Below are 16,887 nucleotides of genomic sequence, written 5' to 3'. Positions count from 1 at the left end.
GTGTCTGAGATCGTGGTATCTTATATTCGTCAAAAGAATTAAACGGTTCAACGAAAAGGGGAGATTTCCGTCGAACAGCAATTTTTAAATACAATCGCGATCGAATTTAAGAACAACCAGAAGGTGCTGAATGCCATCGGAGACGAGACTCGGCAGGCGATCTTAATGGCCTTGATTCAAGGGCCGCAGAAAACGGGAATGCGTGTGGGTGAGATCAGAGTGCAAACACACCTCTCCCGGCCTGCTGTATCGCATCACCTGAGAATATTGAAAGACGCGCAGATTATCAGCGTTCACAAAGAAGGAACTCGTAACTTTTATCGGCTGGACGCCGGAAGCAAGCTGAAGTCGTTGAAAAACTTGGCGAGTGAAATTGATAAGCTATTTGAACAATGCGAGGAGCCAGCCACGGAATCACGACCCCGAACCAATGAAAGGGACGATCTTCGATGAAACGTACAATACAAGCATCAAACGGAGTCGATATTCCGCAACTCGGATTCGGCCTATATAAGATTAAGCAAGGGGAGTCTTTCGAAAGAACGGTTGAGGAAGCTATTCGAGTTGGGTATCGCCATTTCGATACTGCGAAAATCTACGGGAATGAAGCAGCGCTAGGGCGAATCATTCGAAAAAGTGATATTCCTCGAGAGGAGTTCTTCATCACCTCGAAAGCATGGACAACGGATCTCGGATACCACGCGACAAGAAAAACATTCGAGCAAACGTGCCAAAGACTGAACGTAACCTACCTCGATATGTATTTAATTCATTTTGCTGGTGCTCATTATGTGGATGCCTGGAGAGCGATAGAAGAGTTATACGACGAAGGCCGGCTCAAAGTCATAGGCGTAGCTAATTTCGAGATCGAGCATTTGGAGCATCTTAAGAAACATGCCCGGATTTTGCCGATGGTGAATCAGATCGAGACACACCCGGAATTCCAGCAACAAGAGTTGCATGATTATATGGTGAAAAATCAGATTCTGCACGAGGCCTGGGGCCCGCTGGGTCAGGGGAGCAAAGAATTGCTGGAGCACCCGAAACTGCTCGCAATCGCTAATAAACACCGAAAATCGGTGGCACAAGTCATTTTGCGCTGGCATCTGGAGCGGGGCATTATTGCGATCCCGAAATCGTCCAATCCTCGAAGAATACGAGAGAACAGTGATCTATTCGACTTTGAGTTGAACACAGATGAAATGGAACAAATTCGCCGCTTGGATACGGGAAAAAGATACTCCGTAAGCCCGACAGGTCTTATGGTCCACCCGATCTATGTCCATTTTATGAAGCTATTTAGTCGTCCGTAATAACGCATAACGACAGGGACATCCGACAAAGGATGCCCTTAAACGTGCAGTTTAAAGAGAATATAGAGGATTTAGAAAGCTTGCCCTCATATGGCGGCATACAGATTTCTCTTTAAGACATGGTTTCTTTGGTCATATGCGTAATCGACATAGCCAAACTTTGGTTTCGGCCTAGAAATACAAATCAATTGTACTCGCCCTCAATCAGTGTTACGCTGAGAATCGACAACCTCAGGTTTATTCAAACTTACGTTCTGTAACAACCCCAAACAATAAATTACTATTCTAGATACCAAGAAAGGTAACACCATGATCAAAGCCCAAAACTTATCTTTTTCTTTTCCGCAGAAAGAACTTTATAAAGACATTTCATTTACACTCGAAGAGGGCCAACACTGCGCTTTTATCGGCACAAGTGGTAGTGGCAAAAGTACGTTGATTGAAATCCTGATGGATCCGGAAAGACATTTGTTCGAGGGGAAGCTGGAGATCGATCCGGATTGTACAATCGGGTATATGAGTCAGTTCTCACAGGTAGACCCAACGACCGAAATGACGGTTTTTGAATATATCGCAGAAGAATTTATCAAGCTTCAGGATAAGATCACAGCAATATATGCGGAAATGGGCAACACATCGGATATGGATTCACTGATGGAAAAAGTGCAATTGGCTTTGGACGCACTGGAGGCTATGGGCGGAGATGATTATGAAAACACCATTCATAAACAGTTGAATCTGGCCAATCTCATGAAGCTGAAGGATGCAAGGCTATCGTCCTTAAGCGGTGGCGAATTCAAGCTTATTCAAGTCATGAAGGAAATGCTCCGCAGTCCGGATCTGATGATCATGGATGAACCGGATGTATTTCTAGACTTTGAAAATCTCAATGCGTTAAAAAAATTGATTAATTCCCATAAAGGCATGTTACTCGTCGTTACGCATAACCGCTATCTGTTGAATCATTGCTTCAACAAAATCATTCACCTTGAGAACATGGAGCTTCAGGAGTTTGACGGACGATATATCGAGTATAATTTCTCCTTGCTTCAGACGAAGATTGAACTGCAGGAAATCGCAGTTGCTGAAGCGGAAGAGATCGAAAGATACGATGGTGTCATCGAAAATCTCAGAGCCATAGCAACGATTAATTCGGAAGCTTCCAGAGGAAGAGCGTTAAAAGCGAGAGTGAAATTTCAAGAACGTTTGGAAGCGCGCAGAATCAAAGCACCGTTTGTCGACATCAAGCAGCCGAATATTCGGTTTGGCCTGGATCATCAAGTGGAAGACAGCATCGCGATCAAGGTCAATAACTATAGTGTTTCCTTTGATGAGTTAGTTCTGCAAGATGTGAACTTCGAGATCAAATCGACAGATAAAGTGGCCATCATCGGCCCCAATGGTACTGGAAAAACAACGTTGCTTCGGGATATTTTCAAAAACAATCAGCCATCCATCGAAATCAATGAGGATCTCAAATTGGCTTATTTATCACAGCTTCAAGGCGAAACGCTCAAAGATTCGAATACAATCCTACATGAATTCATCGATGCCGGGTTTGAAACGTATGATGAGATCAGAGCCTATCTTGTGAACTACGGCTTTGAAGGCGAAATCATGGATCAAAAGATCGAATCACTGTCCGGCGGCGAAAAAAACATGCTTCAACTGGCTAAAGCTGCCGGGGTGCAAGCGGACCTGTTGCTTCTTGACGAACCGACAAGCCATCTGGATATCTATTCGCAGATTGCACTGGAGAAAGCCATCGAAGAATATCAAGGCGCGATCCTCATGGTTTCGCATGATTTCTACTCGGTCGTCAACGGTATGGATTATGTACTCATCATTGAGAATAAGACGATCAGAAAAATGAGTATGCGCAAGTTCAGACAGATGATATACGCCAGTCATTTCAATAAAGACTATTTGCAAAATGAACAAAATAAAAAGGCTGTTGAAATGCAGATTGAATTGGCTTTGAAAAATACCGATTTTGAACATGCAAAAGGCTTGGTCGATGAGCTGGAAGGAATCATTAAGCAGCTATAATCATCAATGCTGGCGCTCAGCAAGTAGACCGAGCTCCGTATCTCGATTATATTCAGTCCAAAATGATTACGTTTGTTCTCCAGTGCACATGAGATGGTCGTGATCATGATGACCACAGCATCTCGCTCTACCCTATAAATCCACTTCCCTATGAGGTTGTGGATTTTTTGCCGTTGAACTCTTTTTGTTATTGCTAAAAGCTATGACCAGTCATGCTTTTTTCATATTACAGGTAATCATTTTGATCATGCTATACTCAGGAAACTAAATGTTAGAAGGAGATTTTTCTATGATACCATTCCGTAACGATCATGTTGGAAGCTTCCTACGTCCTGCGAACTTGAGTCAGGCGCGTGAACAATATAAAGCTGGCACTATTACATATGAAGAACTAAGAGATGTGGAAGATCAAGAGATCATCGGATTGATTGAAAAACAAAAAGAAAATGGCGTACTCGCTATCACGGATGGTGAGTTTCGCAGAAGCTGGTGGCACTTTGATTTCCTGGGTGGTTTGGACGGTGTAGAGCTGTATGAGGAGATTGATGGACCTCAATTCCATAACATGCAGACTCGCAAGGGCGGAATTCGAGTTGTAGGTAAGGTTGATTTCTCTACGCATCCCTTTGTGGATCATTTTAAGTTTTTGAAAAAACATGCAGTGGACGCCGTGGCAAAACAAACTATTCCAAGTCCGAATATGCTTCTCTATCGATTGGAAAACGGCGCCAACAGCTATACGGATCGTGAGCAATTCCTTCAGGATACGATTGCAGCCTATCAAAAGGTCATTCAAGCCTTCTATGATGCAGGATGTCGTTATCTACAATTAGATGATACAGCTTGGGCAGACCTATTCTCAGAGGCTGGTCATGATAAACTGCGCGCTAAAGGGTTGGAACCGGCAGTAGAGTTGAAAACGATGCAACGTATGATTAATGAAACTTTGGCTCATAAACCGGCAGATTTAGTTGTGACGATGCATATTTGTCGGGGTAACTATAAATCCAACTTTTTCTCAACCGGTGGTTACGATTATGCTTCCGAAGTTATTTTTGGAGGCTTAAACGTAGATGGCTTATTCTTAGAATTTGACGATGAGCGCTCAGGTAGTTTCGAGCCATTAAAATATGTAAATCGAACAGATTTGAAAATCGTGCTTGGGTTGATCACATCGAAAACCGGCGAATTAGAAAATAAAGAGCAGATCAAAGCGCGGATTGCAGAAGCGACAACCTACGTACCTCTTGAGCAGCTTTGTTTGAGCCCACAATGCGGCTTTTCTTCTACGGAAGAAGGCAATATTTTAACTGAAGAACAACAATGGCGTAAACTTCGTTACGTTAAGGAAATTGCAGAGGAAGTATGGAATTAATAAGTTTTCATAAGTTGGATTCATTTACACATTAACGGAGAGGACAGAAAAAACCTGAAAAAGCGGAGCTAAAAGCTTTCTGAAAGAAAGCCACATCGGAAGCAACCGCCTCGCCTTTATCACCGGATTTTCCCTTTTAAAAAGGGAATCGAAGAAAATCTGGGGATAACAGCGATTGGAAGGTTACTCTGTCATCGGAGTGATTGTGTAAAATCTTTAGTTCAACTTATCTAAATAACGGAGGGATTTCATATGACAATTCAAGCAGATCAAGAGACGGTTACAGTTGAAGCTTTTATTAACGGTCAACATGCAAAATCCCTTTCGCAGTTAGCCAAAGAAAATCCGGCTAATCCATCTGAAATCGTAGGGTATTTTCCAGTCACGACCAAAGAACAGGCAGTCACCGCTATTGAAGTGGCGGCAGGCGCTTTTAAAACATGGAAACAGACCTCCGTTGAAGAGCGCATAAATCGGATGCGCAAGGCGATAGAGAAAATTAGAGTAGCAGAGAATGACATTGTGCAATTGCTGTCTAGAGAGCATGGTAAGCCGCTGTATGATGCACATGGTGAGATTTTTGTTTCGCTGATGTGGATGGAGTTTGCTTGTGATGAAGCTAAAGCCGTTCTGGCGGAAGAGATCCACGAGCATGACCATGGTAAAACGATTGTATCCTATGATCCAATAGGTGTGGTGGCAGCGATTAGTCCATGGAATTACCCGATTGCTCTATCTACGATCAAGATCGCTCCAGCTTTACTTGCGGGCAACACGATCGTGCTTAAACCGAGTCCATATGCACCACTGGCGGCGGCGAAGGTGGCAGAGATCATTGCGAGCGAGTTCCCGGCTGGTGTAATCAATGTTGTATACGGTGATGCGGATGTGGGCGTTGAACTGACGAGTCATCCTCTTATTACGAAAATCGCCTTTACGGGTGGAACCGCGACAGCGAAGCATATTATCAAAGCCGCTTCCGAAACGATTAAAGATATGACGCTGGAGCTTGGTGGGAATGATGCGGCAATCTTCTTGGAAAGCTTTGATGTTCATGATGAGCGAGCGATGCGCCGGATTGTCATCTCTAACTTCTTGACGACAGGCCAAATCTGTATGATTGCCAAACGCGTATATGTACACCGTTCGATTTATAATGAATTTGTAGAAAAATATATAGAGGCCGCCAATCGTTGGATTCGAATTGGTGACCCATTTGATCCAAATACGACGGTGGGGCCCGTCAATAACCTGAAGCAGAGAGAGTACGTGAATGGTTTGGTTGAAGATGCACAGAAACGCGGGGCCAAGGTCATTGCTCTTGGCCAAATCCTGGATCAAGAGCAGTTTGAACAAGGCTACTACCTGCGACCTACGCTTGTTTTGGAGTGCGATTTTCATGATCCGATCGTTGTGGAGGAGCAATTTGGTCCTACCGTTCCGGTTCTGCCATTTGACGATGAAGAGCAGGTCATTAGACTGCACAATGAAAGTATATATGGACTTACCAGTTCTGTGTGGGGAAAAGAAGAGGATGCCATCTCCCTGGCGCGTGAGCTCGAAGCTGGAACGACGATGATCAATACAGCTGCTGTGCAGGGGCTTGATGTTCGGTTCCCTTTTGGTGGCTTCAAACAATCGGGTATTGGACGTGAATACGGGGCAGAGGGTATTCTCACGTATACGGAAAAGCATGTGATCAACGTTCCGAAGATGTTGGATCTTCCGTATATACCCGAATAGATTTGATAGAATAGCACGCCACGTCGACATCGTGCAGGGAATAAATATGATGTGAAATTAGAATTAAAAATTAAAAATTGAATTCAGGCTCTCCATTTTCGCTTTGTTTACTGAGTATTAAATCAGTAGACAGGGCGTTTTTTTGCTTCTATATAAGATTCGTGACCCATATTATCGCTAAAATGTAGCACATATTTAATAGAAGTAACTCAGTGCAAAACACGTCTATAAGGGCATATATACCCGTGGTCAGAATTTGGTTAGACCTCTAATTTATAATGGTCAGGTATGCCATATAAATTTGATGAGATCTTTCATCAATTTCCTATCGTAAGGAGAAAAGCGGGTAGGGGGAGAGAAAAAAAGTCTCTCGGTCCCGCCAAAATTTTAGAAATGGAGGAGATTCTCGTATTGAAGCAAAGACGCAATGTAGGTAAACCGTTATTGTCCTTATTTCTGGCAATTATGCTTGTTATGCAGACAGTGATGTTCTCTACTGCTGCATATGCAGAGAGTGTACCTAACGATACTGAAGTGGAAGCGGTTAGCGAGCCCAATTCGCCAATTGTGGACGAACCATCCAAGGAAACGGCTAACGAGCCCAACTCACCGATTGTGGACGAACCGTCCTCGGGATCGGAGGAAGTACAAGATGTACCTGAACAATCCTTAATGATGGCAGCAGTCCCAATGGATAAAACATCTGTATTTATGGGATCCAATGCATCCTTTCCGCTGGAGTTGAAGCAAGGGAATGTGGTCATTAATCAGAACGGCACTATTCAGGGACGACAACCATTTACGCTCAAATCCGAAGGGCTCAAGGTACCCGTCAATGGGGATGATTCCAATCCAACGAATGCAGATCCTGAGAAATACATTCAAAAGGGTGATTGGATTGAGCTGAAACGAGAAGATCACTTTAAGGAAGTCGTGCTTCCGACAGCGACGAGACCCCTGTATGCACAGACGGACTCAGGCACCAAACAGCTTGGTACGACCTATTTTACTCCAAACAGCATTCGAGTTGTCTTCGACGGTGATGATAACTTTTTCAATGGGGTAGGACGGGGTATTACTTTCAGCTTTGAAACGACAGCTGATGCAGATGTAACAGGATTGAATTATGGCGATAAAAAACCTGTCAGCATCTTTGGTAGTACATATCAGCTAGAGAATCCCAATGTTACAGCAGAGTACGGTATCACGTTGACCTCGCCTGGAATGATCAGATGGGATCAGTATAGTTATCGCGGGCTTCAGCCGGCTCAATTCGTTGAAGGTGCGATTACTTGGCAGTCAACCGTATCTGCATCTGATCAGTTTGATAAAACGATCAAATTGCCATTAGACGGAAAGACGTTTTATACGAATCCCTCAGCATATAATACAGGCTTTGGAAATTCACGCGGTATTTATGTGGAAGGTTCCTTCAAAGTTAACGATCAGAACGTGACCCCAGTGGTTGAAGCAGACGGATCGCTGACTTACATTTTTCCATCGGGAACAGGTCCCGATCCCAAAGTTGAATATAAAACCTGGATTCCTAAGGAATCGTATTATTACGAGTATCGGAATCCACCAAGCAATTTGGGGCGCAGCCATCGGGATACGACTGGTAAAGTGGAACTGAGACAAGACACTAGCATGCTGGTGCAGGCCGGGCTGGAGATGTCCTTTGCTCCCGACTGGATTCAATCCAGTGCTTCTTACGATCATGCGAGTGAAACTATTACTTGGAGAGTCACAGTTAACCGATATAACAAAAATGGGTTGAAGGACGTTACGATTACCAATGTTTTACCTGCCGGTCTGAATTTTGTATCGGCTGAATGGCAAGAGGAGGGCACCGATTCTGGAGTAACACCCATTACACCGGATGCAAACGGCGTGTATTCTTTTGGAAATATTAACGGTAAAGTGGATTTAATTATTAAAAGCAAAGTAATCAGTGGTTCCAGCTTTCAAATTGATCCTCGTGCCAACTGGAATTTGGATACACCGGCTGGCATACAGAACAACGATGTGAAAGCGGGTATAAGACCTGCCGCAGTAACGGACGAGGCTATCGTCAACATCGGTGCGCACAATTTTACAAAATCAGGCGCTGTTTCAATAGAGGATTATAACCAAGGCAGCATCACGTGGACAGTCAACCTTGCTCCACAATATGCTCTGCCGAATGCGGCGGTATATGATGTCCTGGTACATGGCGGTAATTTGGACGTCTTGGACAACGCTGTAGATGAGAATGGTGAAGTGAGTGCAGAAACCATTGCGAAGATCAAAGCAAATGTAACTTCCGCTCAACTTTGGAAGCAGTACAAGGCAGGAACGCTGAAAACGGGCGCGACCAATCTGACGATGAAGGCGATCCCTTTAACGGTGGATGGTAAAGTGGTGGCGGACTTGATTAAGGTGACTGGGTATACGGAAAATTCCGCATCCTTCAGCTTCCGTGCACTGGAGACCAACCCAGATATCCTTTTTAGACAGGACATCAACGTAGGGAAAACAAGTTCGAATCGTGCTTTGCTCATTGATGGGGAAACCGTAAGACAAGCACAAAACAGTGCCAATCTACACTTGCGTATGCTGAACAAGGATATGCTCTTTGCTTCGAGACCATTGAAAGTCGATGGCACACTCGAAAATGTTACCCCAAATAACGTTAACAGTTACATTAGAAACGATAATAATGATCCATGGACGATTTCGGCTTATGACCGGACAACCAAAACAGTCACCTTCCGTCTAGGGGTAAACATGCCTGGATATAACACAGAAGAAATGGCTAAAGATGGCGGTAATCGAGTCATTAGCAATATGAAGTTGGTGGACACTTTGCCTGAAGGATGGGAGTTTGTTCCGTTTTCTGAAGGTAAAGATTATGAGCTTTGGAAAGGGTTTTCCGACAATGGTGCAGGTACAGAATACGGTACGAGAAACGATGCCAAAACCATTATTGAACCAGGCACGGATGCTCATGTCGTAAGCTCCTTTATCCATAATGGCAACGTGGGAACGTTCACTTTCTCTAAATTGGAAAGTCCTTATGTTATCTTAGTGAAGGCAAGACCTTCTAACTCAGCTTTAGAGGAATATTTGAACGACTACACCACCAATGGCACCGACAAGCAGGTTTTATATAACAAAGCTGACCTTCATATGTCTTGGGGTGGAGTCGAAAAGATTGTCTCTGAACAGCGTAAGATTATCGTACCTATTCAGACTTTAGGCAAATCGGTAACGAAACCTGTTCCAGGTGTGTTGGAATGGACAGTAAACTATACTCCACCATTTAACATGAAACAGGGCGTTTATCTGGAGGATACCCTTGGCGCAGGCATGAACCTACGTTATGAAGATAACGGAAAGCTTGTACTGACATCACCTAGTATGGCTGTCTATCCAGCGAAACTAACAGCTAGTGGTACTCTGGAACGAGGCGAAGCACTCGACCTAAGCGACCCAAATAGCGAAGTTCAAGTAGAGGTTGCACCAGGTGCAGGAAGAACTACGGTTCTGAAATTCAAAATGAATGACCCTAATAAGTTTTACCAGTTTGTATACCAGACAGAAGTTGATCCCTCTACAGCGAAAGCCGGAGATAAAATGGGCAACGAGGTAAAACTGGAGGGCGATGACAGTCTGAGTGCTGTTAGTGCCAGAAGCGAAAGTACATTGGACAGCTCAGACGTAGCAGGCAGTTCAAGCTCGAATGCCTTGTTGCCTCTAAGAAAAGTAGATCCGAATGGAAATCCGCTTAAAGACGTAGAATTTACACTCTATAAAAAAGACAATGGAACTACAGTTACCAAAGGGAAAACCGATAGTTTAGGGAAACTTAATCTGCTATTCCCTGACCCAGGCTACTATGAGCTGAAGGAAACATATATTGATACAAATACTTGGTTGCCTACGACAAGGATTTATCAAGTTTATGTAGGAAATACACCGGGGAAACCGCTCTGGGTAGACGGAGTAAAAGTAACCTCCGATCAACCGCTGGTTGTGCCTACACCTGCCCAAGGCAAGCTGACCATTACCAATAAGGTAGAAGGCAACGGAAGTGATCCGAACAAAGGGTTTGTATACACCGTGACCTTCACTGGTGAAGGTAAGGACGGAGAGTATACCTATAAAAAGTCGGATAATACGTCGGGAACATTCAAAAATGGAGACCAGATTGTCCTCAAGCATGGGGAATCTGTAGTTCTTCCGGCGTTGCCTGCGAATCTGAGCTATACCGTAACCGAGGACGATTATACGACCGTTGATGGCTATACGACAACTCCTGATACGAGAGAGCTATCCGGCTCTATTGTGAACAAAGGTGATCATAAAGCGGACTTCATCAACGAACGAATCGTTAATAAGCTGACCATTAGTAATACGGTCATGGGCAACGGTGGCGATAAGACGAAGGAGTTCGAGTACACCATTCACTTTGAGAATACAGGCAAAGCTGAAAGTTACTCTTATATGAAGTCGGATGGTAGTGCAGGTACGATCAAGTCTGGCGATACCTTCCGCCTTAAGGATGGAGAGACATTGAATATTTCAGGTTTGCCTAAAAATCTGAAATACACCGTTAGCCAAAAAGACTACACGACCGATGAATACATGACTACTCCGGAGGAACGGAATTATACCGAAGTGATGAAAGGCATGGATGAAGAAGCTCCATTCACGAACGTGCGCGTCTTGAAGGGCGGACTACTCATCAGCAACACAGTGAAAGGCAAAGAGGAAGATAAGAGCAAGCTGTTTAAGTACACCATCGCCTTCACAGGTGAGGGATCAGATGAGTTCTATGTCTATGAGAAATCAGATGGTAGCAAGGGCGTAATCAAGAACGGTGATCACTTCGAGCTTACCGATGGCCAGACACTTGTTGTGCAAGGACTGCCGTCATCTCTTGAGTATACGGTAACCCAGAATGATTATACGAAAGATGGTTATGTGACGGACCCTGAACGTTTTGTTCGCACGGGTGTGATTCCGGAGAAAAACGTGGCTGAAGCTAAATTCAAGAATACTCGCCCTTATCTGGAAGGTGTACTGCGTGACAACAATACAGGAGAAATCATTCCGAATGCATCCATCACAGTGACCGATTTGAAGACAGGCGAAGAGCTTCAGATTAAGACGAACGAGAAGGGTGAATATGCTGTTCCAGCCGTAGCTGATACGGACTACACAATCACATATACGAAGGTGTATCGGGTAGGCGGCAAAGATGTACCTGTTAAGTTTACACAAAAAGCGAATGTGAATAGCAGTGTTACAGACGAGACCGTTCCAGCGGATATTACGGCTGTAGGTATCATTCTGCTCAAACAAATGGACGGAACAACCGAGTTATTTAACAACTTGTATACCAGCCATATGTATATCTACTTGAAGGACAGGAACGGTAATTATATTACGGAAAATGGTAGCCCTAAGGCCTTTCCAATGGCTTCAAACGGAACTTTCTCCGTGGAAGGGTTAAGCGAACAGAAGTACACCATGGAAGTTCGTTATCAAGTGGAGACTGGTGAGGAGTTGCTCCTTAAAGTGACGCAACTTGACGTGAAAGCTAACGGAGAGTTGAATATCTCTGAGGAATTAGTTGACCCTTACGGTACGGTCTATGATGAAACTACAGGAAATGCGAGCACGGGCAAGAAAATTGAAGGAGCCAAAGTTACACTGTATTATGCGGATACACAGCGGAATAGAGATAAAGGTCGCATTCCGGGTACAAAAGTAACGCTCCCGGCGGTTCCGAATTTCCCGCCGCATGACAACAAGAGTCCAGAGCAGGATAGCGACGTCAATGGATTCTATGCGTACATGGTATTCCCTGAAGCAGATTACTATCTGGTCGTAACGAAGGACGGATACGAAACGCACACAAGCAGTACAATTTCTGTAGATTTTGACATTGTCAAATACGACGTACCAATGAAGCCAATCCGTTCAGGTGGTAGCTCCGGCGGCAACAGCGGAACGGGCAACGGTACTCCAGGAACGAACACCGGCAATAGTGGAACCGACCCTGGTATCCCGGGAATCAATAATGGTACTCCAGGAACGAACAATGGGAACGGTGAGACCGATAATGGTATTCCAGGAACCAACAACGGTACCCCTGAAACGAACAACGGCAACAATGGAACCGATAACGGTACTCCGGGAATGAATAACGGCAACAATGGAACCGATAACGGTACTCCGGGAACGAACAACGGCAACAGTGGAACCAATAACGGCAAGCCAGGAACAAACACGGGCAACACCGGAACCAACAATGGCAACGGTGGAGCGAGCAATGGTGACCAGGTTACGGATCACGTTAGCAACGAGTTGGACGATGCTCCGAAAACAGGGGACAACAGCATATCGCCAATGTTCTATATGATTTTGGCACTAATGTCTTTGATCACGATTGTTTTCTGTTTGCTCGGTAACAAGAAGAAAAAGCATATTTAATGACCGGAAAGGCGGTAAGAACATGAGCAAAACCAAAAAAATTCTTATCGCCATTTCCTCCCTTGTGTTAGTATTCTCTCTCATCGGTATTTCGAGAACGCTGCTGCGAGATTATGCTGAGCAACAGAAAATAGATGAGTTGGCGAGCATGTGGGAGGAAGGGTCGAATAAAAACGGAGGGGATACAATCCCCTCTTTTTTGTTCAATAAGAAGAAAAAGCGAGTTATGCTTCCTGAATTTCAAGCCCTTTACGAGCGGAACTCGGACATTGTGGGCTGGCTGAAGATTAACGGCACTCGAATTGAGTATCCTGTCATGCAAAATCCACAGGATGCGGATTATTATCTGGATCATGATTTCGATAAGAAGGAAACCCAAGGTGGCCTTCCTTTTTTGGACAGGCATAGCCAGATCAGGGGTTCAGATATTTTGCTGATTCACGGACATCATATGAAGAGTGGCTGGATGTTTAAAGATCTAATGAAGTACAAGAGTGAAAGCTTTTATAAAGAACACGCTACATTTGAGTTTAGCACGCTTTACGAGAAGGAAGAGTACGAGATCTTCGCTGTGATTCTATCCAAAGTGTATCGTAAATCAGATGACGTGTTTAAGTACTATCAAATTGGGGATGTACAGACATCCACCGAGTTCGATTCATATGTTCAAAATATCAAAAAACTCGCTCTTTATGACACAGGTGTAACAGCTCAGTACGGTGATAAGCTCGTTGTCCTGTCCACATGTGAGTATTCGACTGAAAATGGCCGGCTAGCGGTAGTGGCTGTAAAGCGTTAAGGTCGATGCCACAACACGAAATGAATGGGTTTCATCTCGCGTGTTCTCTTTAGAGGACACGTTTTTTTGTGTTATCCCCTAACTTTTAATGAAGTTCCAGGAATGAGATTAAACGTAGGTGGATTAGAGAGGAGTCTTCTTTATAATGGAGATGAGTGTTACATGCGAATAGAACAATGATTATTAGATTTCTAGAGAGGGAGTTTTAGAGTGACGATAGAGAATCAAGCGAATATGTTGACGACTAGAGTAGAATCTATAGTTTATTATGCCAAACCGTTCTTAATCGATGCACATAGAGCAGGCTGGATCGGCGGTAATGCACCCGTTTTTTTCGACGACCAAGCAGAACGCATCCATGAAGGTAATCATAAGTATGCATTTTATCTGAGCCTTAACCACCCCTTCAAACCAGAAAGCATGATTTCGATCTTTATTCCTGAAAATCGTGATAGTTATCTGGAAAATAACATCTATCCTCATTGCTCAATCAAGGTGTTTGAACATCCAGTTTCAACGGAAAGCACCCAGGAATGCTTTACTCACAAGGGTCTGATAAGACACTCCATCTCACACGGAGAACGAAGCCAGGACGAAGAATCCATGGAGCAGCCCTTTTTGATTAAGGTAGGCGGTAATCCGAGATTGATTCAGGATGAGGACTATTATTTTGCAGAACTCAAGAAAGAGTCACTGTCATTCTTTTTCCAAGTCGATGAGGATGGTTATCCCGATACATTGATTCGAGAGAATGGGGATTATCCATTCGGTTTTGGTTCGCTATATATTTTCGCCAAAATCGGTACTGAAATAGAACACCCTGTAGCCGGATTTTGTCAGTTTTCTTAAGCGTGATAGACGAACTTTTTAAGTACAATAGATGAAAATCAGAAGTTATGAGAGAAAGAGTGATCACCGTGAGGTATACCGAATATGTCCGTATGAGGGGTGAAAGGAGTAAATTCCATCTTTGATGTAACCCCACAAATCCGTGCATGAAATGTCGGATGTGAGCATCCCACTCTTGATAGTCTATACCTGAAAGGAGGTCGTTTGAATGGATTCGCTGGTAAATCTAAATAGAGCCTTGCAATATATTGAAGACCATCTAGAGGAAGACATCGATATGAAGGAAGCAGCGCGACTAGCCCGGTGTTCTGACTATCATTTTTCAAGAATGTTTTCCTTTCTTGCAGATATTCCATTGTCGGAGTACATCCGAAGGAGACGTCTGACTCTCGCAGCATTCGAACTTCAGGCTGGTGGTTTAAGAATTGTAGATGTGGCTGTGAAGTATGGTTATCAATCGGCAGATGCATTTTCCAGGGCATTTCAGGCATTGCACGGGATAACGCCTTCATCGGTCAGGTCTCATGCGTCGTCTTTAGTAGCTTATCCACGAATGGCCTTCCAATTAACTGTTCAGGGGGGACATGCAATGAATTATCGTATCGTTGAAAAGGAATCGTTCCATATTGTAGGCATAATGAAAAGGGTACCCATTCAATTTGACGGAGTGAATCCGGAAATTGCTTCGATGTGGCATAGCTTAACCCGTGAGGACATTGGCGAATTGAAGCAGCTTTCCAATGTTGAACCACAGGGGTTGATTTCAGCTTCTGTAAATTTCTCGGAAGGGCGAATGGAGGAAAAAGGCGAGCTTGATCATTATATAGGTGCAGCTACAACATCCAAGGAGTTTCCAGAAAGATTTTCAAAGTTAGAGGTTCCCGCAATGACGTGGGCTGTGTTCGCAGCGGTTGGAACGTTCCCGGAAACATTACAACAGGTGTGGGGGAGAATCTATTCCGAATGGTTTCCTTCTTCCAGTTATGAGGTGGCGAGAGGACCGGAGATCTTGTGGAATGAAGGCAAAGATGTGTCATCTCCCAACTTCAGGAGTGAGATATGGATTCCCGTTGTCCAAAGATAACAGAATCGCTTCGGTTATGTACGTGTATAGAAGGCCGTCCCTCAGAGAAGGGCCTGGGCACAAAAGATTCATGAAACATTTCGGCAGTGTAGTTATCTTTGTCGATAAAGTTTGATCTTGATAAAAAACCGAATGCTGCCTTGACGGAGCATTCGGTTTTTTAGTTTACGCTAGCTAGATGTTCTTGATCTGCAAGTTTTTGCGATAGGAACGCGGGGTTATGCCAGTTTCTCTTTTGAACATGTTGCAAAATTGAGCATCATTCACGAACCCAGCCTCGGCAGAGACATCCGAAACGGACATCTGTGTGCTGGCAAGCAGATGCTTTGCGTAATCCAGGCGTTTGATTAGCATATATCGAGAAGGGGAGGCTCCGTATTTCTCTTTGAACAGATGCCGGAAGCGATCATAGCTATATCCGGACATGTTTGCTAACATCTCGATGGAGAGACGTTGTGTGAAATGTTCATTTATATACGCAAGCACATGTTGGAGTCGATCTCCGGAGAACAGAGGGTACATGGTGTTGCCTCCACGATGGAGCAAGTGCAGTAACATATGGTGTAGACGGTCGTTCAGGTAGTCCTGAGCGCCTTCACCCCGCCGTGTATATTCCGTGTTCAACTGCAGCATGTAGTTATGAATGCTTCGCTCACGGTCATCCTGATGCATACCTTGCAGCTCAGAAACTTCAGATAGATTCGTCTGAAATCCAACAAAAAGTACCTCAGCGTCCCCCCGATGATCCTCATCATGCTGTTGATATGGCGGAATAAGTGCATAGGTCCCAGCTTGAAATTGGTAGTTATGCTCTCCGATCATGGATGTCCCGTTCCCTTTAAAATAGTAAACCAGCTCATAACATTCATGGTGATGAGGGATGATATGTGTGAACCGGGCATGTTCGGCTCTGACAACATATAGAACTTGATCCATTAATGTTTCCCCCTAATTTCGACAATTAGCCGAATCGTACAAAAAAGCGACCGAAATCATATAAATATAATGGTTTGATTTTGTTATGATCATACTCATAAACGAATGTTAAACGAAATTAATAGTTAATACGTTCGGTTATAGCAGTAAAGAAAACGCATTACAATTTAGATTTAGGTTGAGAATTGCCTGATTTGTAAAGTTGGGCTGCTAACACAACGAATTATCCATGATTTTAACAACAAACAGGGGTGTGAGT

At 44.0% G+C, this 16,887-nt stretch carries 10 protein-coding genes; 9 read left to right on the top strand and 1 reads right to left on the bottom strand.

Going from position 1 to position 16,887, the window contains the following annotated elements; translation table 11 throughout:
- Nucleotides 1-63 precede the first annotated feature (63 nt).
- The 9 genes from M3629_RS16625 (at nucleotide 64) to M3629_RS16585 (ending at nucleotide 15,692) form a co-directional block, all read left to right on the top strand.
- Nucleotides 64-453: an ArsR/SmtB family transcription factor gene (locus M3629_RS16625; protein WP_251508642.1), complete on the top strand. Its 390-nt coding sequence runs from the start codon at nucleotides 64-66 to the stop codon at nucleotides 451-453.
- Nucleotides 450-1,313: an aldo/keto reductase gene (locus M3629_RS16620; RefSeq protein ID WP_251508497.1), complete on the top strand. Its 864-nt coding sequence runs from the start codon at nucleotides 450-452 to the stop codon at nucleotides 1,311-1,313. Before M3629_RS16625 ends, M3629_RS16620 begins: the two co-directional genes overlap by 4 nt.
- Nucleotides 1,314-1,622: 309 nt before the next feature.
- Nucleotides 1,623-3,362, top strand: coding sequence for an ABC-F family ATP-binding cassette domain-containing protein (locus M3629_RS16615; protein ID WP_251508495.1), 1,740 nt, complete (start codon nucleotides 1,623-1,625; stop codon nucleotides 3,360-3,362).
- Between the two features lie 289 nt (nucleotides 3,363-3,651).
- Nucleotides 3,652-4,737 carry a 5-methyltetrahydropteroyltriglutamate--homocysteine S-methyltransferase gene (locus M3629_RS16610; protein ID WP_251508493.1) on the top strand — a complete coding sequence of 362 codons (1,086 nt, stop codon included), beginning with the start codon at nucleotides 3,652-3,654 and terminating at the stop codon, nucleotides 4,735-4,737.
- A 252-nt stretch (nucleotides 4,738-4,989) separates the two neighbouring features.
- Nucleotides 4,990-6,480 (top strand): aldehyde dehydrogenase family protein, encoded by a 1,491-nt coding sequence (locus M3629_RS16605; protein ID WP_251508491.1) that lies wholly within the window; start codon nucleotides 4,990-4,992, stop codon nucleotides 6,478-6,480.
- A gap of 411 nt (nucleotides 6,481-6,891) precedes the next feature.
- Nucleotides 6,892-12,960 carry a DUF7601 domain-containing protein gene (locus M3629_RS16600; RefSeq protein WP_251508489.1) on the top strand — a complete coding sequence of 2,023 codons (6,069 nt, stop codon included), beginning with the start codon at nucleotides 6,892-6,894 and terminating at the stop codon, nucleotides 12,958-12,960.
- A 22-nt stretch (nucleotides 12,961-12,982) separates the two neighbouring features.
- Entirely contained in the window at nucleotides 12,983-13,759 is a 777-nt protein-coding gene (gene srtB / locus M3629_RS16595) for a class B sortase (RefSeq protein WP_251508487.1), read from the top strand.
- A 210-nt stretch (nucleotides 13,760-13,969) separates the two neighbouring features.
- Entirely contained in the window at nucleotides 13,970-14,608 is a 639-nt protein-coding gene (locus tag M3629_RS16590; protein ID WP_251508485.1) for a hypothetical protein, read from the top strand.
- A 208-nt stretch (nucleotides 14,609-14,816) separates the two neighbouring features.
- Nucleotides 14,817-15,692 carry an AraC family transcriptional regulator gene (locus tag M3629_RS16585; protein ID WP_251508483.1) on the top strand — a complete coding sequence of 292 codons (876 nt, stop codon included), beginning with the start codon at nucleotides 14,817-14,819 and terminating at the stop codon, nucleotides 15,690-15,692.
- Nucleotides 15,693-15,866: 174 nt separating this feature from the next.
- On the opposite strand, the gene M3629_RS16580 is transcribed toward M3629_RS16585, so the two are convergent.
- Nucleotides 15,867-16,628 carry an AraC family transcriptional regulator gene (locus tag M3629_RS16580; protein ID WP_251508481.1) on the bottom strand — a complete coding sequence of 254 codons (762 nt, stop codon included), beginning with the start codon at nucleotides 16,626-16,628 and terminating at the stop codon, nucleotides 15,867-15,869.
- Nucleotides 16,629-16,887: the final 259 nt, after the last annotated feature.

The sequence above is a fragment of the Paenibacillus polysaccharolyticus genome, assembly GCF_023714295.1.
Classification (GTDB): Bacteria; Bacillota; Bacilli; order Paenibacillales; family Paenibacillaceae; genus Paenibacillus; species Paenibacillus polysaccharolyticus_A.
This window is presented reverse-complemented; position numbering and strand designations above follow the sequence as displayed.